The 18,866-nt window shown below is 69.7% G+C and carries 15 protein-coding genes; 9 read left to right on the forward strand and 6 right to left on the reverse strand.

Features of this window, described 5'->3' with window-relative positions; all coding sequences use genetic code 11:
- Positions 1 to 188: 188 nt before the first annotated feature.
- Entirely contained in the window at positions 189 to 1,250 is a 1,062-nt protein-coding gene (locus D7V80_RS19100) for a mannose-1-phosphate guanylyltransferase (RefSeq protein ID WP_120589517.1), read from the reverse strand.
- Positions 1,251 to 1,352: 102 nt separating this feature from the next.
- The gene (locus D7V80_RS19105) at positions 1,353 to 1,787 is read right to left on the reverse strand and encodes a RidA family protein (RefSeq protein ID WP_120589518.1); all 435 of its coding nucleotides are present in this window, start codon (positions 1,785 to 1,787) and stop codon (positions 1,353 to 1,355) included.
- Positions 1,788 to 1,915: 128 nt separating this feature from the next.
- Here D7V80_RS19105 and D7V80_RS19110 point away from each other — a divergent pair, with 128 nt between their 5' ends.
- The 4 genes from D7V80_RS19110 to D7V80_RS42850 are packed head-to-tail and all read left to right on the forward strand — an operon-like array spanning position 1,916 to position 7,617.
- Positions 1,916 to 4,657: a GDSL-type esterase/lipase family protein gene (locus D7V80_RS19110; RefSeq protein WP_120589519.1), complete on the forward strand. Its 2,742-nt coding sequence runs from the start codon at positions 1,916 to 1,918 to the stop codon at positions 4,655 to 4,657.
- A gap of 3 nt (positions 4,658 to 4,660) precedes the next feature.
- Entirely contained in the window at positions 4,661 to 6,133 is a 1,473-nt protein-coding gene (locus D7V80_RS19115) for an MBOAT family protein (protein ID WP_120589520.1), read from the forward strand.
- Between the two features lie 15 nt (positions 6,134 to 6,148).
- Positions 6,149 to 7,198 carry a virulence RhuM family protein gene (locus tag D7V80_RS19120; protein ID WP_120589521.1) on the forward strand — a complete coding sequence of 350 codons (1,050 nt, stop codon included), beginning with the start codon at positions 6,149 to 6,151 and terminating at the stop codon, positions 7,196 to 7,198.
- Positions 7,195 to 7,617: a hypothetical protein gene (locus D7V80_RS42850; protein WP_233585502.1), complete on the forward strand. Its 423-nt coding sequence runs from the start codon at positions 7,195 to 7,197 to the stop codon at positions 7,615 to 7,617. The genes D7V80_RS19120 and D7V80_RS42850 overlap by 4 nt, the downstream gene beginning before the upstream one ends.
- A gap of 42 nt (positions 7,618 to 7,659) precedes the next feature.
- On the opposite strand, the gene D7V80_RS19130 is transcribed toward D7V80_RS42850, so the two are convergent.
- On the reverse strand, positions 7,660 to 9,099 hold the full coding sequence (locus tag D7V80_RS19130; protein ID WP_233585504.1) for a serine hydrolase: 1,440 nt from the start codon (positions 9,097 to 9,099) through the stop codon (positions 7,660 to 7,662).
- 57 nt (positions 9,100 to 9,156) lie between these two features.
- Between D7V80_RS19130 and D7V80_RS19135 the strand changes: the two genes are divergently transcribed.
- From D7V80_RS19135 to D7V80_RS19155, 5 genes are all read left to right on the forward strand, one after another.
- On the forward strand, positions 9,157 to 10,365 hold the full coding sequence (locus D7V80_RS19135; RefSeq protein ID WP_120589523.1) for an ATP-binding protein: 1,209 nt from the start codon (positions 9,157 to 9,159) through the stop codon (positions 10,363 to 10,365).
- The gene (locus D7V80_RS19140) at positions 10,362 to 11,717 is read left to right on the forward strand and encodes a sigma-54 dependent transcriptional regulator (protein WP_120589524.1); all 1,356 of its coding nucleotides are present in this window, start codon (positions 10,362 to 10,364) and stop codon (positions 11,715 to 11,717) included. Before D7V80_RS19135 ends, D7V80_RS19140 begins: the two co-directional genes overlap by 4 nt.
- A 117-nt stretch (positions 11,718 to 11,834) precedes the next feature.
- Positions 11,835 to 14,201 (forward strand): hypothetical protein, encoded by a 2,367-nt coding sequence (locus D7V80_RS19145; RefSeq protein ID WP_120589525.1) that lies wholly within the window; start codon positions 11,835 to 11,837, stop codon positions 14,199 to 14,201.
- Between the two features lie 3 nt (positions 14,202 to 14,204).
- A complete protein-coding gene (locus tag D7V80_RS19150; protein ID WP_120589526.1) occupies positions 14,205 to 14,798 on the forward strand; it encodes a hypothetical protein in 594 nt (197 codons plus the stop codon).
- Between the two features lie 121 nt (positions 14,799 to 14,919).
- Complete coding sequence (locus D7V80_RS19155; RefSeq protein WP_233585506.1) at positions 14,920 to 16,101, forward strand: YhcG family protein; 1,182 nt, start codon at positions 14,920 to 14,922, stop codon at positions 16,099 to 16,101.
- Between the two features lie 43 nt (positions 16,102 to 16,144).
- Here the strand turns inward: D7V80_RS19155 and D7V80_RS19160 are convergent, their stop codons facing one another.
- From D7V80_RS19160 to D7V80_RS19170, 3 genes are all read right to left on the reverse strand, one after another.
- Entirely contained in the window at positions 16,145 to 17,065 is a 921-nt protein-coding gene (locus tag D7V80_RS19160) for a class I SAM-dependent methyltransferase (protein ID WP_120589527.1), read from the reverse strand.
- 127 nt (positions 17,066 to 17,192) lie between these two features.
- Positions 17,193 to 17,816: a CoA pyrophosphatase gene (locus tag D7V80_RS19165; protein ID WP_120589528.1), complete on the reverse strand. Its 624-nt coding sequence runs from the start codon at positions 17,814 to 17,816 to the stop codon at positions 17,193 to 17,195.
- 14 nt (positions 17,817 to 17,830) lie between these two features.
- Entirely contained in the window at positions 17,831 to 18,724 is an 894-nt protein-coding gene (locus D7V80_RS19170) for an undecaprenyl-diphosphate phosphatase (RefSeq protein ID WP_120589529.1), read from the reverse strand.
- Positions 18,725 to 18,866: the final 142 nt, after the last annotated feature.

Consider the following 18,866-nt stretch of genomic DNA (forward strand, 5'->3'; position numbering starts at 1 on the left):
CGGACCCGGGATGGACTTGCAACCCGCGCGCCTCGTGCCCGGGGCCCGCTTTCGTCCGGACCGCGACACTCCAACACCCGCGAGTGCCAGCAAACCCCGCAAAACGAACCAGGGCCCCCTGTAGAAACGACAGGGAGCCCCGGGAAGAAATGTGTGGGGTGAAACAGGAGGCGAAGTCGCCTCCAGGCCTACAGCAGCCTGGTGCGCTTCCTGGCCTTGAGGGCCTCGACGACCTTCCGGACGTCCTGGCTCTTGTCCTTGGGGACCACGAGCACGGCGTCACCGGAGTCCACCACCACCACGTCGTGCATGCCCACGACGGACAGCGTGCGCTTGTCGGACAGCACCACGCAGTGGGTGCAGTCCACCAGCACCGCGTCGCCGGAGACGACGTTGCCCTGCGCGTCCGCGGGGCGCACTTCCGGGATGGCGGCGAAGGAGCCCACGTCGGACCAGCCGAAGTCGCCGTCAAGCACCGCGATGTTCTCCGCCTTCTCCATCACGCCGTAGTCGATGGAGATGGAGGGCAGCTTGGGGAACACGCGCTTGAGCACGGCCGGGAAGGTGCGCTTGCCCGCGGCCTTCTGGAGCGCGTCCAGGCCCTTCTGCATCTCCGGCATGTGCTTCTGGAAGGCCTCCAGCATCACGTCCGCGCGGAAGACGAAGATGCCGCCGTTCCACAGGTAGTCGCCGCCGGCCACGTACTCCTGCGCCGTCTTGAGGTCGGGCTTCTCCTTGAACGCCTTCACGCGGCGGCCGCCGCCGTCCAGCGCGGCACCGACCTGGATGTAGCCGTAGCCCGTCTCCGGGCGCGCGGGCTTGATGCCCAGCGTGACGATGTGGCCGCCCTCCGCGATGCGCGCCGCCTCCGCGAGCGTGCGCTGGAAGCCCTTCACGTCACCCACGTGGTGATCCGACGGCAGCACCGCGAGCACGCCCTTGGGGTCGCGCGCGGCCACCTGGAGCGCGGCGAGCGCGATGGCGGGCGCGGTGTTGCGCGCCACGGGCTCCACCAGGAGGTTGCCCTTGGGCAGCCCCTTCACCAGCTTCGCGGCCGTCTTCGCGTGCACGGGACCGCACACGATGAAGGTGTTCTTCACCGGGGCCAGTCCCTTGAGGCGCTGGGCGGTGTCGGTGAGCAGCGGCTGCTTGGAGGCCAGCGGGAGGAACTGCTTCGGACGGGCCTGGCGGGACAGCGGCCAGAAGCGGGTGCCGGAGCCTCCGGCCATGATGACGGGGTAGAGGGCCATATACGGGTGCGAGCTCCTAGGGGCACGCCGGCCCATGGCCTGGCGCGCACGGCGGCGCACCATAGCGCGTCGCGCCAGCAGAGGAAGGGGGCTGCTCGCCGCTCAGGCTGGCAGGACCGCGATGGCCTCCACCTCGAAGAGCATCCCGTCCAGTGCCAGCCGGGGGACGGGAATCAGCGTGCAGGTGGGCTTCATGCCGCCGCTCCAGGCCGCGTCCAGCTCAGGGCCGATGATGCGCAGCTTCTCCTCCGTGTGGTCCACCACGAGCATCGTGAGCTTGGCGACGTCACCCACGCCCGCTCCCACGGACTCGAGGGCCGTCCGGACGTTCATGAACGCCTGCCTCACCTGAAGGCGGAAGTCGGGCTCGAGCGCGCCCGTCTCACGCTCTCCCCCCTGCCCCGCCAGGAAGACCAGCCGGCTGCCGGGCGCGACCTGCGCCACGTGTGAGAAGCCATAGGGCGCCGGGTCGAACAACCCCTTCGGGTTCGTCAGCACCACGTTCGGCGTCTTCGAGGAGTCTGAGTTCTGTCCCATGCTTCAGCGTCTCCCATCCGGCCCGACGATGTGAAGGGGGCCCGGCCGCCTGCCCCCCGAGGGATGGGGCGCGACAATGTGGGCAGAGTTTTGACCCGCCCCCGAAAAGCCAGTCTCATGCCCCGGCGTTGAGCCTCAAGCCCACATCCACCGGATGGACGCTGGCCTTCACCGTGCTGCTGGCGGTGGGGTTGTCCCTGGCGCCATTGCCGGAGAAGTACCGCCCCCTCCCCAGCCTTCGTCAGGAAGGTCCGCTCGGGCCCAAGCTGGCGGCAATCGTACTGCCCGCGTCCCTGCGCGGCGTGAAGGCCCCGCGCCCGCCCTCGGACACGATGGTCCCGGACGCCCCGCCCGCCGCGGTCGCGGACACCGCCGCCAACGACACGGATCCGCAGGCGGGCCCGCGGGTGGGGGAAGCCCCGGCCGTGCCCGGCATCGGGCTGGAGGAGCTGAGCGCCCCCACGCTGGCGACGGCGCGGGAGTTGGAAGCGCTGCGCGAGCGGATGGGCGCGAAGCACGTGGACATCGAGCTCAACTGCCGGAAGGCGCGCGCGGACGGGACGTGTGAAGAGGACGGCCTGGCGCCGTTCATGAAGGCGCTGGGAGATTTGCGCGCGGACACGCGGCGCACGCCGGTGCGGGTGGTGCACCTGGGTGATTCGCTGATCGCCTCCGACTACGTCACGGACGTGGTGCGCGACCGGCTCCAGGAGCGCTTCGGGTCGGGCGGTCCGGGCTTCCTCTACATCCACCGGCTGGCGAGCGCCGGCCGCGCCACGCGCGCGGGCACCGCGAGCACGGACGGCTGGAAGATGGAGCGGCTGGTGGACACGCACTGGCCCAAGGACCGCGTGGGCTGGACGGGCGTGGCCTTCTCCACGAGCGGCCCCGCGCAGTCCACGCGCTACTCCGTGGAGGGCGCGCGCGAGGCGGAGCTGTTCTTCCTGGCCCAGCCCGCGAACGGCTCCGTGCAGGTGGCGGTGGACGGCAAGAACACGCAGCGCATCCAGACGCGCGCGTTCGGTTCCAAGGCGGAGGCGGCCTTCGCCCGGCTCAAGCTTCCCGAGGGCGCCAAGACGCTGACGCTCACCGCGAGCGGCAAGACGGAGCTGCACGGCGTCTCCGTGGAGTCGGGCACGCCGGGCGTCGTCTACGACACGGTGGGCCTGCTGGGCGGCATGGCGGAGGTGTACCTGCGCGCGCAGCCCCAGGCGTTCCGCGCGCAGCTCAAGCACCGCAAGCCGTCGCTGGTGGTGTTGATGGTGGGCGGCAACGAGGCGTTCTTCCTCTCGCGCGACCGCACCACGCTGGACGAGGTCCGCTCGCAGATGAAGGAGCTGGTGTCGCGCGTGCGCACGGCGGTGCCGGACGCGGCGTGCCTGGTGATGTCGCCCATCGACGCGGGCGTGCGCACGCTGAGCGGCGAGGTCATCACCCGCCGGCACTCGGCGGAGGTGGCGGAGGTGTTCCGCGAGGAGGCGCGCGCGGGAGGCTGCGCCTTCTACGACACGCTGGCGGCGATGGGCGGCGAGGGCTCCGCGCTCAAGTGGCTGGAGTCCGGCCTGATGCTGGAGGACCTGGTGCACCCGCGCGTGCGCGGCTCCAACCTGCTGGGCCATCTGTTCGACCTGGCGTTGCAGCGGACCTTCGCGCGCACGCATCCGCCGCGCGTGCCGGGCACGGACAGGACCGGCCTGCGGGACGCGACCCCGGCGCTGCGCCGCACGTTCGAGTCCCTGGCCCGCCGGGAGTCCGGCGCGAAGCTGCGCGTGGGCATCGCGCAGCTGGGCGCGTCGCACACGGCGGCGCACTACTTCTCCGACAAGGTCCGCGACGCGCTGACGAAGCGCTTCGGTGACGCGGGCCGGGGCTTCATCGCGGCGGGCAAGCCGTCGTCCCGGCTGGAGGCGGCGCGCGTGACGCGCACGCTGGACGGCGCGTGGACGGTGGAGGACGCGAAGAGCACGCCTGGAGGCGTCTCCGGAACCCCCTGGGGGCTCACCGGCATCCGTGCGGTGGGCGCGCCGGGCGCGAGCCTGGGCATCTCCTTCTGCGAAGGCTGCGCGGAGGACAAGAACCGCCAGGGCCGGCTGGACCTGTACGCGCTGGACGCGCCGGGGGCCGCGGCGCCTGAAATCACGGTGGACGGCGAGGAGGTTCCGCCGGAAGCCCCGCCGCCGGAGCCGCTGACGCAGCCCACGGTGCGCATCCGTTCGTTCCCGGTGACGGGCGTGGCGCACTCGGTCCAGGTGAAGGTGCCGGAGGGTGGCGGGAGCGCGACGGTGCTGGGCGCGTCGTTGGAGTACGACGTGCCGGGGCTCGTGTACGACGCGCTGGGGTTGCCCGGGGCCACGGCCTTCACGGCGCGGGACATGGATGCGCCGGCGATGGACGCGCAGCTGACCGCGCGCCGTCCGGACCTGCTGGTGTTCTGGTACGGCACCAACGAGGCGGAGCTGCCGGGGCTGGACGCGGACGGGCTGCGCCAGGACTACGCGGCGTTGATTTCACGCATGCGCAAGGCGACGAACGCGGAGTGCCTGGTCATCGGGCCCACGGACCGGCTCCAGCGGGACGCGAACGGCCGGTGGGACGAGGCGCCGTCGCTGGCGAAGGTGTTGAACACGCTGCCGCAGGTGGCGAAGGACGCGGGCTGCGCGTACTGGTCCGCGCGCGCGGCCATGGGCGGTGAGCGCTCCATGCAGCGCTGGCAGCGCCAGCCGGAGCCGCTGGGCCACGCGGACGGCGTGCACCTGACGCCGCAGGGCTACGCGGTGCTGGCGAACGCGTTCGTGAAGGACCTGATGGCGGCGTACGAGTCCACGAAGAAGGGCGGCGAGCCGACGGCCTCCGCCGCGGGAGCGCCCTGAGCCGTGCTGTCCCACAGCCTCCATTACGTCATCTTCGTCATCGCGGTGTTCGCGCTCTACTGGGCGGTGCACCGGTATTACTGGCCGCGGATGCTGTTGCTGCTGGCGGCCAGCCTGCTGGTCTACGTGTCGTTCCTCGGGGTGCCCCTGAACGCGTTCGTGGGCGGGATGCCGCCCGGCGAGCTGATCGTGAAGCTGGTGCCGCTGTTCATCTTCCTGGCCGGGGTGACGGTGGATCACCTGCTGGTGAAGGGGATGGGGGCCACGGAGCGGCCGGGGCTGCGCAAGGCGTTGGTGGTGCTGTCCATCGTCTCCAACCTGGGGCTGCTGGCGGGCTTCAAGTACCTGGAGCTGTTGCGCAGGACGGTGTCGTCGCTCTTGGGGCCCTGGGGCGTGGAGGTGCGGCCGGAGCCGTTCCATCTGTTGTTGCCGGTGGGCCTGTCGTTCTTCGTGTTCCAGTCCATCAGCTACACGGTGGACGTGTACCGGGGGAAGGCGAGCTCCGAGCACTCGTTCGCGGAGCACCTGCTCTACATGCTGTTCTTCCCGCGCGTGTTGAGCGGGCCGATTGTCCGCGCGTCGGAGCTGATGGCGCACTTCCGGGAAGTGCCCACGCTGTCGTCGGACGATGGGAACAAGGCGTTGTTCCGCATTGCCGTAGGGCTGGTGAAGAAGCTGGTCATCGCGGACGTGCTGGGCAGCGGCATCGTGGATCCGGTGTTCGGCAGTCCGCACGCGTACTCGTCGGCGGAGTGCGCGGTGGCGGCGGTCGCGTACACGCTGGAGCTGTACTACGACTTCTCGGGGTACTCGGACATCGCGATCGGGGTGGCGTCGCTGTTCGGGTTCAAGTTCCCGGAGAACTTCGCGCGGCCGTACCTGGCGAAGAACCTGTTCGAGTTCTGGAACCGCTGGCACATGAGCCTGTCGTCATGGCTGCGGGACTACCTGTACATCCCGCTGGGCGGCAACCGGCGGTCGAAGCCGCGGGTGTGCTTCAACCTGATGATGGTGATGGTGCTGGGAGGCCTGTGGCACGGGGCGGACTGGCGCTTCGCGGTCTGGGGCGCGGTGCACGGCGTGGCGTTGTGCGGGGTGCGGTGCTGGTGGTGGTTCAAGGGCAAGCAGCAGGAGCCGGGCCCGGGGCGCGTGGCCATTGGGATGTTGGCCACGTTCACGCTGGTGGTGTTGACGCGCGTGGTGTTCCGGGCGCCGGACATGGCGCACGCGGGTGAGTTCTACGCACGGATGCTGGCGGGAATCCCAGGCCTGGCGAACGTGGGCCCGCTGGTGTGGAGCATGCTGGCCATCGCGGTCCTCGCGCACACGCTGCCGATGAAGCTCTACGACACAGCGGCGCTCGTGTTCCTCAAGATGCCCGCGCCCGCGAGAGCCGTGGTGCTGGTGCTCCTGGGCCTGGGCATCCGCCAGCTGTCCACCCTGGAGACCCGGCCGTACGTGTACCTGCAGTTCTGAGTACGCTGGCGCCCGATGACCGACGACGCCAGCGGCAGTTCCGAGCTCATCCTCTATCAGACCGAGGACGGGCGAGCGCGCATCCAGTGCCGCTTTGAGGGCGAGACCCTCTGGCTGACCCAGGCGCAGATGGCGGAGCTGTTCCAGACGACTCCCCAGAACATCACCCTGCACCTGAAGGACATCTTCGCGGAGGGGGAACTCGACGAGACGGCAACTTGTAAGCCGTATTTACAAGTTCGCCAGGAAGGGAGTCGGCAGGTCACACGCACCCTGCGGCACTACAACCTGGATGCCGTCCTCGCCGTTGGTTTCCGCGTGCGGAGCCACCGTGGCACACAGTTCAGGCAGTGGGCAAAGGAGCGCCTGGGCGAGTACCTGGTGAAGGGTTTCACCCTGGACGACGAGCGGTTGAAGAACCCTCCCGGCCCAGGCCAGCGCGACTATTTCGACGAACTCCTCGAACGCATCCGGGAGATTCGCGCATCCGAGCGGCGGTTCTACCAGAAGGTCCTCGACATCTACGCAACCAGCGTCGACTACGACCCGAAGGTCGAGACCTCACAGCGCTTTTTCGCCACGGTGCAGAACAAGATGCATTGGGCAGCGCACGGCCACACCGCGGCGGAGATCGTCCATGCGCGTGCGGATGCAACCCAGCCATTCATGGGGATGCGAAGCATACGATCTGGCGGCATCGTTCGCAGGGAGGAGGCCAGCGTCGCGAAGAACTACCTCACGGAGAGCGAACTCGCTGTCCTGCTTCGCATCGTGAGCCTCTACATTGAGTTCGCCGAGCTGCAGGCCCTTGAGCGCAAGCAGATGACCATGCGGGATTGGATCACGAAGCTCGATGAGTTCCTGAAGGCTTCCGGGCGCCAGCTCCTGACACATGCCGGCAGCGTGTCTGCGGAGGCCGCGAAGGCGAAGGCCGAACAGGAATACGCCCGATATCACTCGATTCTCGACGCCCAACCGCGCCCCATCGACGCCGAGTTCGAGAAGGTCGCCAAACAGCTCAAGAAGCCAGCCGCGCCCAGGCGCACGCGGGAAAAGAAGTCGTGACACGGCCCGGCGGACACCGCCCATACGGCGTCCTCGCCACCTTCTTGCTCGGACTTGGCACCGCGTGCTCTGGGGCGCAGCCTGCGAAGCCGGTCGGGCCAGCCGTCATTCCCTGGCCTGCGGATGACCTGCAACCGCTTGCGACATTGGAAGGGCCCGCCATCCAGGCCGCGCATGCAGCCCTGGAAGAAGCGCTGAAGCGATTTCCAAAAGAGTTCACGGGCCAGTGCGCCTTTTCCGCCCAGGCCCTGGAAGTCGTCATCGGGCAGGAAGCGGGCTGGTTCTTCGCTCGCGTCAATCGCCGCGTGGACAGATGCCCTGGATTCGGCCCCGGTATTACCGGGCTCGAAATGGACTGGTTCGAGCTGTATGCCATTTCGCCCGATGGGCGAATCGAGCGCTATCCCTACTACCCCTAGGCTCGGCGAGACGCGCTGTCCCGCCGAGCCTATCCCACTGCTTCAGTTCGCCTGGAGGGTGAGCAGGGTCACCCGGTTGTCCGTGGTCAGCCCCACGCGGTACCGCCACGTCTTGGCGCCGAACTGCACCAGGTACGTGTAGAGGCGGTCGTCGCCTTTCGTCTCGCGCTTCGCCAGCACCAGCGGGCCCGCCGGTCCCAGCCCCTGCAACACGGACTTGAAGTGCGGACCCGCCTCCTCGAAGTACCTGGCCGGCACGTAGGCGAACATCGACGGCTCCCAGGCTCCCTGCCGCGTCTTCTCCAACAGCTCCGTGAGCCGCGCCGTCACCTCCGGCTCCGTGTCCGGAATGGGCTTGAGCGGTGACACCGCGAGCGCTGGGTTCACGATGGCCGCGATGCCCTCCACGAACGCCATCGGGTTCGACCTGTCCATGTTCGCCAGCACCACGATGGACAACCCGTCCCCCAGGAAGCGTGAGTAGGCCGTGCGGAAGCCCTGCCACGCCCCCGTGTGCTGGTGCAGCGGCTGGCCGTTGCGCTCCAGCACCTCCCACCCGAAGCCATACGGCCAGGTGACGCCGCTGTTCAGCTTCGCCGGTGACAGCATCTCCCGCCAGCTGTCCTGCGTCAGCAGGGCCCGCTTCGCCACCGCCTCCTCCCAGGCCAGCATGTCCTTCAGCGAGAAGTAGAGCGCGCCGTCCCCCGTCGTGTTCAACGACTGCGACACCCACTGCTGGTTCTTCACCACGCCGCCCACCAGCTGGTAGCCCGCCGCGCGGTTCGGGATGACGTCCGCCTCGCTGATGCCGCGCGCCGTCTTCATGCCCGCGGGCTTGAAGACCTGGCGCCCCAGGACCTCCTGATACGTCATGCCCGCGACGCGGTTCACCAGGATGCCCAGCAGCACGTAGCCGGAGTTGCTGTAGCTCCACCGCAGCCCCACCGGGAACTCCAGCGGCAGCGTGTAGATGAACTCCGCGAACTCCTGCTCCGTGTAGTCCTTTCGCTCGTCGAGCAGCCCTTCCAGGTCCTTGATGCCAGACGTGTGCGTCAGCAGGTGGCGCACCGTGATGGGCTTCCATGTCCCAGGCGCATCCGGGAAGTACTTCATCACGCTGTCGGACAACGACACGCGCCCCGCCTCCACCTGGAGCATCAGCGCGGCCGCGGTGAACATCTTCCCCACGGAACCCGACTGGAAGAGCGTGTCCGTCCCCACCGGGACCTGGTGCTCCAGGTTCGCGAAGCCATACCCCTTCGCCAGCACCACCCGGCCGTGGCTCACCACCCCCACGGCGAGCCCCGGCACGCCCAGCCGCTTCTGCTCCGCGCGCACGAACGCGTCGATGCGCTCACGGAGCGAGTCCCGGGCCTGGACGGGACGGGCCACCAGCAGGCCCATCAGGAAGACGACAGCCAACGCGAGCGGCTTCTGGCGCATGGAGAGCTCCGACATCCGGTCCTGCATGGACCGTGGCATCCCTCCAGGAGTCTCCGTCAGCGCGAATGATGCACACCGCGATATGAACGCCCCACCATGCGCCGTGCTTCACCTCCGCCTCCGCTCCGCTTCCGCCGGCGACTGCTGGCCGTGATGCTGCTCGCGGGCCTCATCCCACTGGCGTTGCTGGGCGCCCTCGCCCAGGGCGTGCTGGAGCGCGTGCTCTCCATCTCCATCGCGCCCGTGGAGGCCGTGCTCGACAACGTCTCCGATGAGCTGAGCCGCCGGGGACTGCCGCCGGATGCGCTCGACGAGGCCCGGTTGAACCTGGCGCAGGCGGAGCTGGCGCGGCGGGCCCTGGTGCGCCGCGTGCCCGTGTTCATCGCCGGGGTGGGCGTCATCGCCGCGGTCGTGCTGGCCGTGTCCGCCGTGCTCCTGGGCCGGGTCCTCACGCGCCCCATGGCCACGCTCCTGGAAGGCATGCGGGCCTACTCGCGCGGCGACCTGTCCGTCCGCCTCCCCGTCCCCGAGCCCGCTCGCGACGAGCTCCAGTTCCTCCTGGGCCAGTTCAACCGCATGGGCCAGGAGCTGCTGGACCAGCGCGAACACCTCAAGGCCGCCGAGCAGATCGCCGCGTGGCAGGACGTGGCACGGGCGCTTGCCCACGAGCTGAAGAACCCCCTGACCGCAATGAGGCTGTCGCTCGCGCGTCTGTCCCCTCGGGATGCCGGCACCCTGCCAGACCCGACGCGCCTCGCCGAAGCGGTGGCGCTCCTCCAGGAGGAGGTGGACCTGCTCATGCGCATGACCCAGAGCTTCTCCACCTTCGCGCGCCTGCCCGCCCCCCGCTTCCAGGATGTCGCGCTGCGTCCGCTGCTCGCGGAGGTGTGCGCGCTGTACTCGGGCACTTCGCCGGTCCCCGTGGTGCTGGCCCCCGGCGAAGAAGTGTCGCTGCGCGCGGACCCGGATGGCCTGCGCCGCCTCTTCGGCAACCTGGTGAAGAACGCCACCGAGGCCTCTCCACCGGACGCCCCACCCGTCCACGTCGCGTTACACGAAGCAGCGGACGGCCGCGTGCACGTCACCGTGAGCGACGGAGGCAGCGGCGTCCCGAGCGTGTTGGAGGGCCCTGTCCTCACCCGAGGCCTGTTCAGCACCAAGCCCGGCGGCAGCGGGCTGGGCCTGCCCATCGCGCAGAAGATCGCCCACGAGCACGGCGGCACCTTGAGATTGGAGCCGGGCCCCCAGGGGGGAACCCGGGCCCAGGTGGTGCTGCCTTCCGACGCCTCCCAGGTGACCGCATGAAGACCGGAGCCCGCATCCTCATCGTCGACGACGACCCCGGCGTCCTGCGGGCCGTGCGTGGATTGCTCCAGGACGGAGGCTTCACCCCCGTGGAGGCGCGCTCCACGGCGGAGGCCTCGCGTCTGCTCGAAGCGCCAGACGCGCCCCCCGCGCTGATGCTGCTGGACCTGCGCATGCCGGGCGAGACAGGGCTGGAGCTGCTGGCGCGTCTGCCCAAGCCACTGCCCGTCCCCGTGGTGGTCCTGTCCGGAGAGGCCTCGCCATCCGAAGCCGTGCAGGCCCTGAAGCTGGGGGCCACGGACTTCGTGGAGAAGCCTCCGTCCCCCGAGCGGCTCCTCACGGCGCTGCACAACGCGCTGGCCCTGGGCGCGCTGCGCGAGGAGCGCGAGCGCCTGCTGGACGCGCTGGCCCAGCCGGGGAACCTGGTGGGCGAGAGCCCTGCCATGGAGTCCCTGCGCCAGCTCATCGCGCGGGTGGGGCCCAGCGACACGGCGGTGCTGATCACCGGCGAGACGGGCACCGGCAAGGAGCGCGTGGCGCAGGCGCTGCACAAGGCCTCCGGGCGCAAGGGCCGGCTGGTGGCGGTCAACTGCGCGGCCATTCCCTCCACGCTGCTGGAGAGCGAACTCTTCGGCCACGAACGGGGCGCCTTCTCCGGCGCGGTGGCGCGGCGCGCGGGCCGCTTCGAACAGGCGCAGGGCGGCACGCTGTTCCTGGACGAACTGGGGGACATGCCGCTGGAGCTCCAGGCCAAGCTGCTGCGAGTCCTGGAGACACGTCAGGTGGAACGGCTGGGCGGCACGCTGCCGGTGCCGGTGGACGTGCGCATCCTCGCGGCCACGCACCAGGACCTGGGCCGTGCGGTGAAGGAGGGCCGCTTCCGGCAGGACCTCTTCTTCCGGCTCAACGTGCTGCCGCTGCACCTGCCGCCGCTGCGCGAGCGCCCCGAGGACCTGCTGCCCCTCGCGCGCGTCTTCGCGGCGGAGCTCGCGGGTCCCAAGACGCCGCTCGTGCTCGCGCCGGGAGCGGAGGCCGCGCTGCGTGCGTACGCGTGGCCCGGCAACGTGCGCGAGCTGCGCAACGTCATCGAACGCCTGAACCTGCTCCGGGGCGACGGTCCGCTGGAGCTGGGGCCGGACGCGGTGTCGGCTCCAACAGGCGCCGCGCCCACGCCGCGCAGGACGCTGGGAGACAAGAGCTACCGCGAGCACGTGGAGGACTTCGAGCGGGACCTCATCCGCGCCGCGCTCCGCGAGGGCGAAAGCATCGCCGGGGCCGCGCGCATCCTCCAGGTGGACCGCGGCAACCTCTACCGGCGCATCAAGGCCCTGGGCCTGCCCGTCACCTCGTGACCCGCGATGTCACGGCCACAACCACCCGATACATCCGGATGTGTCCATGACATCCGCCCGTCTGCTCGCCCTCCGTCGTTCCGGGCACTTGCCGTAAGGCCCCGCCTGGAACGGAGCATGCTCCTGCCGCCTTCCATGAACCGTCTCGCATTGGCGCTCTGCTTCGTCTCGCTCACGGCCCTGGGCCAACCCTCACCGGATGCCGGTCCCCCCGACGCGTCCGTGGCCATCTCCCCGTCCACCGCCCCCCCGGAAGGCGAAGCCGCCTCGGAGGGCTGGAGCTACCCGACGTGCCCGGAGGGCTTCAGCGAGGAGGATGGCGACCTCCCGGACGCCACGGTGCTCGGGGCCCTCCAGGTCGAGGTCGATGGCCGGGGGCTCACGCCCACGGGCCTGGAGTTTCGCGGGCTCCAGCGCCTCACGGATCCCCAGGTTCGCAAGCTCGTGGGTGCGCCTCCCCCGGAGGACTCGCGCCCCCTGACCGCGCCCCAGGTGCAGTCCCTGCTGCATCGCCTGGCACGCACCGGCCTCTTCGCTCGCGTGGAGCCCCGCGTTCGCGTCAGTGAGCAGGGTCCGGCCCTGCTCGAAGTGACCTTGCAGGAGAACCCCACGCTCACGTCGGTGGAGTTCGAAGGCCTTCAGGACCTCCGGCCCGACGAGCTCTGGGGAGCGCTGTTCGAACGGTCCTCCCCGACCTCCGACGCGGACGATGAGGAGGACGAGGTCACCACGCTGCGCGTCCACAGACGCCACGGGACCCTGCGGGTCGTCAGCCCCTGCCCCGCGCCGCGCCCGCCCCTTTCGTGGCTGGCGCGACAGGAGGAGGGAGCGTTCCGCCCCGGCATCATGCTGGGAGGCCTGGACGCCGCGCTCGACCGCGTCCTCAAAACCCTCCGCGAGGACGACGGCTACCTGCTCGCGACGGTGTCCGCGACGCTGTCTCCCGAGGGCCGGCTGGTCGTGACGGTGGACGAAGGCCAGCTGGAGTCCGTGGAGGTGCGCGGCGTGGACGACGCGATGGCCACGCGCGTGCGGGAAGCCCTGGGCCTGGAGCCCGGTGACGTCTTCCTCCGCAGTGATGCCCGCCGCGCCATGGAGCGCATGGAGTCGCGGCTGCCCTTCCTGCGCGCGGTGGACAGCGAGGATCTCCAGGACGAACGCACGAGCGTGCGCATCGTCGAGGAGCGCGAGTCCGACGGCACGCGGCACTACCGCACGCAGGAGGAGACCCGTCGCAAGTCGCGGCGCCGCGAGCGCGTGGAGTTCGAGCTGGGCTGGGACCGGATGTTCGGCGGAGGGCGCGACGCCGGGAGCGACGGCCTCACGCTGGAGGGCAAGCGGCTGCTCGTGCACGTGCGCCCGCGTCCTCCGGACCTGGACGTGGACCTGCTGCCCGTGCACACGCAGGTGACAGGCTTCGCTCCAGGGCTCAAGGCGAGCCTGCGCATCTTCGACTCCCGGGACCGCGTGCACACGACGCTGGAGGGGGCCTTCTTCATCCCCCTGCGGCTGGGCGGGCAGCGCATCCCGGACGATCCGGAGGGCACGCGCCAGCAGCGCCACGTCAACCTGCTGGGCGGCGCGAAGGTGCAGCTGCCCGCGCTGGGCCTCGAGGAGCTCGGCGCGCAGGTGCACGACTTCATCGACACGCTGGACCGCTGGCGGCTGGGGGACTTCGACTCGTACTTCTATTCGTTCCTCATCAACCGGCCGGACCGGGACTACTTCCGCCGTCAGGGCTTCACGGCCTTCGCCACCTGGCGCTGGGCGGATTCGTGGCTCGCGGGCGTGGAGGTGCGCGGTGACACGGAGAGCTCGCTCCAGTCGTTCACGCCGCCGCTCAGCCTCTTCCGGAGCGACGACCCGCCGTTCCCGAACTCGCCGGTGAACGAGGGGCGCTTCCGCTCAGCGGTGGTGCGGCTGGAGTACAGCGAAACCGCGGGGCGCGACACGCGCGTGGGCTCGCTCTTCCGCACGCCGGAGACATCCCTCTTCAAGCATCATGAGAGCTGGAGGCGCGAATCCAGGCTGCGCGGCTTCGTGACGCTGGAGGTGGGCGAGGGCCCGGGCGCGGACGGCGCGGATGCGCGCTTCTGGAAGCTGGTGGGCGACGTGGCCCTGGACCTGCCCATGAAGTGGGACACCCGATTGTACCTGCGCCTGCGGGCCGCGACGGGCCACGACCTGCCGCTCCAGAAGCAGGAGGCGCTGGGAGGCTGGAGCGCGCTGCGAGGCTTCGGCTTCAAGGAGTTCCGGGGTGGAGACAGCTCGGTGCTCGCGAGCGCCGAGTACCGCTGGGACTGCCTGGGCGTCTTCGCGGACCTGGGTTCGGTGCACGCCGCGAGCGCGTGGTCGGACGCGAAGTTGAGCCTGGGAGGCAGCCTCCACCTCGGTGACACCCTGCGCTTCGAGGCCGCCTGGCGCATCGACGAGAAAGCCCGGCTCGAGCCCGAGGCGCGCCTGCTGTTCAACCGGACCTTCTGAGCCATGGGAAGGCACGCCACGAAGAGCAGGCAAGGCGCGGCGCTCGTCGTCGCGGCGGGCCTGCTCGCGTCCGGAGCACACGCGGAAGAGGCGTCCGCCGCCTGCACCGCGACGCTCTCTGGCAAGCGCGTGATGGTCCGGCCGGAGGCCCGCGCCTTCATCTCCCCGGAGCTGGACCGGCTGGTGCGGCTGGGGCTCGCGGGGAAGCTGGAGGTGGAGCTGACGTTCTGGCGGCGCCGCTCCTTCTGGTTCGACGCGCACCTGGACAGCGCTCGAGTGACCCAGGTGCTCGCGTTCACCCGCGACGGCTACCGGCTGGACGGACGCGAGCTGACGGGAGGCGTGGGCACGCTGGAGCTGGAGCGGGTGGCCTGGACGCTGGACACAAGGCCCGGAGCGGACGAGCACTTCGTCGTGCAGGTGGAGGTGCGGCTCCAGGTCGTGACAGCCGCGAGCCTGGGCCGCATGGCGCGCTGGCTCACCCAGGGTGAGGCCTCATCCTCCGGCACACCCGTCCTGGGGAGCCTGCTGCGCACCGTGGCGGAAGACCTCGCGAGGCAGGCCACCGGTCGCTGCGACGTGAGCCGTCAGCCCTGAGCCAGACGCCGCCATTTCCGGGGCAGCGCCCTTGCAGTACCGTCATCCATGGAGCCGTGCGCTCACGGAGCAAAGAGAAGCGTCCGTTTCAAATGCTCCGTGCGGACGGCGACCTCTTGCCATGACCTTGCGTACGAAAACCCGGCGCCTCCTGCGCACGCCCCCAAAGCCCACGAAAAAGGCTCCGGGGAAAACACCTGTCTCTCTCATCCCCACGCCCTCGGGTTACGCGGCATGGCTCGCCGACGTGAAGGCGCGCATTCACGCAGCACAACAACGTGCGGCTCTGGCAGTGAACCGCGAGCTCCTCGCGCTCTACTGGTGGATTGGTCGCGACATCCTCGTGCGGCAGCGGCGAGCGGGGTGGGGCACAGGGATCGTGGAGCGCGTCTCCGCGGATTTGCGCACCGCCTTCCCTGAGATGAAGGGGTTCTCCCGTGCAAATCTGATGTACATGCGAGCCTTCGCGGAGGCCTGGCCGGACGAGGCTGCAATCGTCCAACAGCCTGTTGGACAATTGCCCTGGGGGCACAACCTCGTACTGCTCACCAAACTCAAGACGACAAAAGCACGCCTTGCATACGCGGCACGTGCCGTCGAGCACGGTTGGTCACGTGCTGTACTCACGCTGCACATCGAACAACGCTCGTTTGAGCGCGAAGGCAAGGCCGTCACCAATTTCGCGGAACGGCTGCCCGAACCCAAATCGGACCTGGCGCGCGAGAGCCTGAAGGATCCGTACCATTTCGACTTCCTCACGATTGGCGCCGATGCGAATGAACGCGAGCTTGAGGATGCCCTCGTCACGCACATCTCGCGATTCCTGATCGAGCTCGGCGCGGGCTTCGCGTATGTCGGTCGCCAGGTCCATCTCGAGGTCGATGGCCGGGACTTCTATCTCGACCTGCTCTTCTATCACCTGCGACTCCGCTGCTACGTTGTCGTCGAGCTCAAGGCAGGCGAGTTCGAACCCGAGCACACTGGCAAGCTCAATTTCTATTTGAGCGCCGTCGACGCGAAGATGCGCGGTGAGCACGATGGACCCAGCATCGGACTCCTTCTCTGCAAGACCAAGAGCCGCGTCATCGCCGAGTACGCCTTGCGCGACACGAACAAGCCAATGGGCGTGGCTGAATACCAGCTCGTGCAGGCCCTGCCGGTACGCCTCGAAAGCAGCCTCCCGAGCATCGAACGACTCGAGTCCGAACTTGGAGAGTCACCCAAACCCGGGATCCGTCATGAAGTGCGTGATGAATCTCCGAGAAAGAAGCAACCACACCAGTCGAAGGGGCGGCGGTCCTGAGCCCACGCGCCGTGCCAGCCTCATGGAGGCTTGAGGCTCCGTATCAGCCCCGCCGCGCCACCAGCGCCACCAGCGCGATGCGCTCCACACCTGCGTACGGCTCCTTCTCCAGCTCCTCGCCGAACACGTCCGGGTCCAGCTCCTCGTAGCGAACCTCCGCGAGCGGCGCTTTCCGCCACACCGGCTCCAGCGCCGTTCGCAGCAGGTCCTCGCCGTCCACCACCGGCGCCCCTGTGTAGAGCACCAGCGTGCCCCCCGGCTCCAGGCGCTCCGCGCTTTCACGCACGATGCGCACCGACAGCTCCGTGCCATGCGTGCCGCCGCCATCCCGGTACGTGCGCCTGTCCGTGTCCGCCAGGTACGGCGGATTCGCCATGATCAGGTCGAACCGGCCGGACACGTCCCGCAGCAGGTCCGAATGCACCGCCTGCACCCCATGCGCGCCGTTCAGCCTCGCGTTCACCCGCGAGTACTCCAGCGCCAACGGGTTCAAATCCGCGAGCACCACCGCCGCGCTCCGCCCCGCCACCGACAGGCCACCGGCTCCGGAGCCACACCCCAGGTCCACCACGCGCCGGAAACTGCCCGGCACCCGCTGGAGCAACGCGCAGAACCGGTAGGTGTCCGGCCCGAAGAACACCGCGTCCTGCTCCGACGTGGGCCACGCGGAATGGACATACAGCCCCGCGCCCAGACTGGAGAACCGCACCCGGCTCCGGTGCGTCCCGTCCTTGCAGTCCACCAGCGCGCCCGCCTCCTCCAGCAGCGCCACCATCCGAGGCTCCAGCACGCCCGGCCCGAAGGGACGGCTCCACCCGAACACGTCCCGGACCGAATAGGCCAGCTTCGCCCCCGGCCGCGCGTTCACCCGCCGGTGCGTCTCCGGAGTCACCGTCGTGAAGGTGTACCCCCTGGCGCGCAGGACCTCTCCCAGCGCCACCAGCGCGGCCTCTCTCACCTCCATGGCCCCGGACCCATTGCCACCGTCCACGTCGCTCCCTTTCGAAGGGTGTCCCCTCAACGTGGGACCGGCCCTCCAGGGCGACAAGGCGCCTTCCGCCACGGCCGCCCGCCAGCACGGGCCCTGGGGCTCAGCGGTCAGCAGGCAGGGGAGCGTCCAGCAGGTCCTGGCTGCCCGGCACGTCCACCACGAACTGCAGGAAGTTGCGCAGGATGCGCCCCGTGGCGCCCCAGATGACGTGCTCACCGTGCGTGTAGAAGTGCACGTCGTGCTCAATCCCCTCCCACATGTGCCGCTCCACCCGGAGGATGGCGGGGTCCAGCAGGCGCACCAGCGGCACCTCCAGCACCAGGTCCACCTCGACCGGATTGGGCACGTACTTCCCGTCCCCCGGGATGACGCCCACGTAGGGGCGGATGCGGTACGCGGACGTGGTGGGCGTCTCGTCCAGCAGGCCCAGCACGCGCACGTGCGCGCGCGGGATGCCCAGCTCCTCCTCCGTCTCGCGCAGCGCCGTCTCCAGCGGCGTGACGTCCCGCGCCTCCTGGCCTCCGCCCGGGAACGCGTACTGCCCCGCGTGCGTGCGCAGGGTGGCGGGCCTCCGGGTGAAGACCATGTGGGGCACGCCGTCCCGCTCGAAGAGGGGCACCAGCACCGCGGCCTCTCGCAGCGCCCGGCCCTTCCACTCGAAGGTCCGCGCGGGCCTCGCTGTCAGCCGCGTCTCCAGCGCATCGAACAGGGCCTGCACGCGCACAACCTCCCCCTTCCTCAGTCCGTGATCTGCTTCTCCACCGGCGGCTTCGTCGGCGCCTCCGGCGTCGCCAGGTTCTCCACGCCGGACATCGGCTTGAGGATGTTCGCCTGCAACAGCCCCAGCAGCAGCACGCCCAGCGCGATGCGGTACACCACGAACACCAGGGTGGTGCGCCGCTTCAGGAAGCTCAACAGCCATGCGATGGCCGCCATGCCCGACAGGAAGGCCACCAGCGTCCCCACCACCAGGGCCACCGTCGACGGGCGCTGCGTGGCCTCCAGCAGGTGCTTCAATTCGAAGATGCCCGCCAGCGTCGTCGCCGGAATGGACAACAGGAACGAGTAGCGCGCCGCGTCCTCGCGCTTGAGCCCCAGCGACAGGCCGCCCGTGAGCGTCGTGCCGGACCGGGACGAGCCCGGCACCAGCGCCAGCGCCTGCCACAGGCCGATGAGGATGCCGTCCTTCCACGTCATGTCCGCCAGGGTGCGCTGGTGCGACGCGCGCTTCTCCACGACGAACAGCACCACCGCCAGCACGATGAGGCTGCCCGCGATGACGTAGAGCGAACGGAACTGCGTCTCGATGAGCTTCTTGAACGCCAGCCCGCAGATGCCGATGGGCAGCGTGCCCACGCCCACGAACCACGCGAGCCGCGCCTCCAGCGTGCCGAACGGGTCCCGCTTCACCAGCCCCACGACGAACGCCTTCACCAGCGCGACGATGTCCTTGCGGAAGTAGATGAGCACCGCGGCCACCGTGCCCAGCTGGATGATGGCCGAGTACGCCGCACCCGGATCCGGCCAGCCGAACAGCTCCGGCGCGATGCGCAGGTGCGCGGTGGAGCTGATGGGCAGGAACTCCGTGAGACCCTGGACCAGACCCAGGACGATGGCTTCGAGCAGGCTCATAGGGGACGTGGCCGCCAGGGATATGCCCTGCCTCCGTGCCCCGCAAGCGCGAAGGTTCCCCACACCGGGGCCCAGGTCCGCCACTCGACCGTCCGGGAGGGGAACCCGGGTAGGCTCCACCCCGCCATGCCCCCCGTCCCCC

This window comes from Corallococcus sp. CA054B (assembly GCF_003611625.1).
In the GTDB taxonomy this organism is placed as follows: Bacteria; Myxococcota; Myxococcia; order Myxococcales; family Myxococcaceae; genus Corallococcus; species Corallococcus coralloides.

What these genes read in the sequence shown, in the direction of transcription:
- D7V80_RS19145 (WP_120589525.1), top strand. Translation starts at nt 11,835, where the DNA reads ATGCTCCTGCCGCCTTCCATGAACCGTCTCGCATTGGCGCTCTGCTTC.
- D7V80_RS19155 (WP_233585506.1), top strand. Translation starts at nt 14,920, where the DNA reads ATGACCTTGCGTACGAAAACCCGGCGCCTCCTGCGCACGCCCCCAAAG.
- D7V80_RS19160 (WP_120589527.1), bottom strand. Translation starts at nt 17,065, where the DNA reads ATGGAGGTGAGAGAGGCCGCGCTGGTGGCGCTGGGAGAGGTCCTGCGC.
- D7V80_RS19105 (WP_120589518.1), bottom strand. Translation starts at nt 1,787, where the DNA reads ATGGGACAGAACTCAGACTCCTCGAAGACGCCGAACGTGGTGCTGACG.
- D7V80_RS19100 (WP_120589517.1), bottom strand. Translation starts at nt 1,250, where the DNA reads ATGGCCCTCTACCCCGTCATCATGGCCGGAGGCTCCGGCACCCGCTTC.
- D7V80_RS19150 (WP_120589526.1), top strand. Translation starts at nt 14,205, where the DNA reads ATGGGAAGGCACGCCACGAAGAGCAGGCAAGGCGCGGCGCTCGTCGTC.
- D7V80_RS19120 (WP_120589521.1), top strand. Translation starts at nt 6,149, where the DNA reads ATGACCGACGACGCCAGCGGCAGTTCCGAGCTCATCCTCTATCAGACC.
- D7V80_RS19135 (WP_120589523.1), top strand. Translation starts at nt 9,157, where the DNA reads ATGCGCCGTGCTTCACCTCCGCCTCCGCTCCGCTTCCGCCGGCGACTG.
- D7V80_RS19130 (WP_233585504.1), bottom strand. Translation starts at nt 9,099, where the DNA reads ATGCCACGGTCCATGCAGGACCGGATGTCGGAGCTCTCCATGCGCCAG.
- D7V80_RS19170 (WP_120589529.1), bottom strand. Translation starts at nt 18,724, where the DNA reads ATGAGCCTGCTCGAAGCCATCGTCCTGGGTCTGGTCCAGGGTCTCACG.
- D7V80_RS19140 (WP_120589524.1), top strand. Translation starts at nt 10,362, where the DNA reads ATGAAGACCGGAGCCCGCATCCTCATCGTCGACGACGACCCCGGCGTC.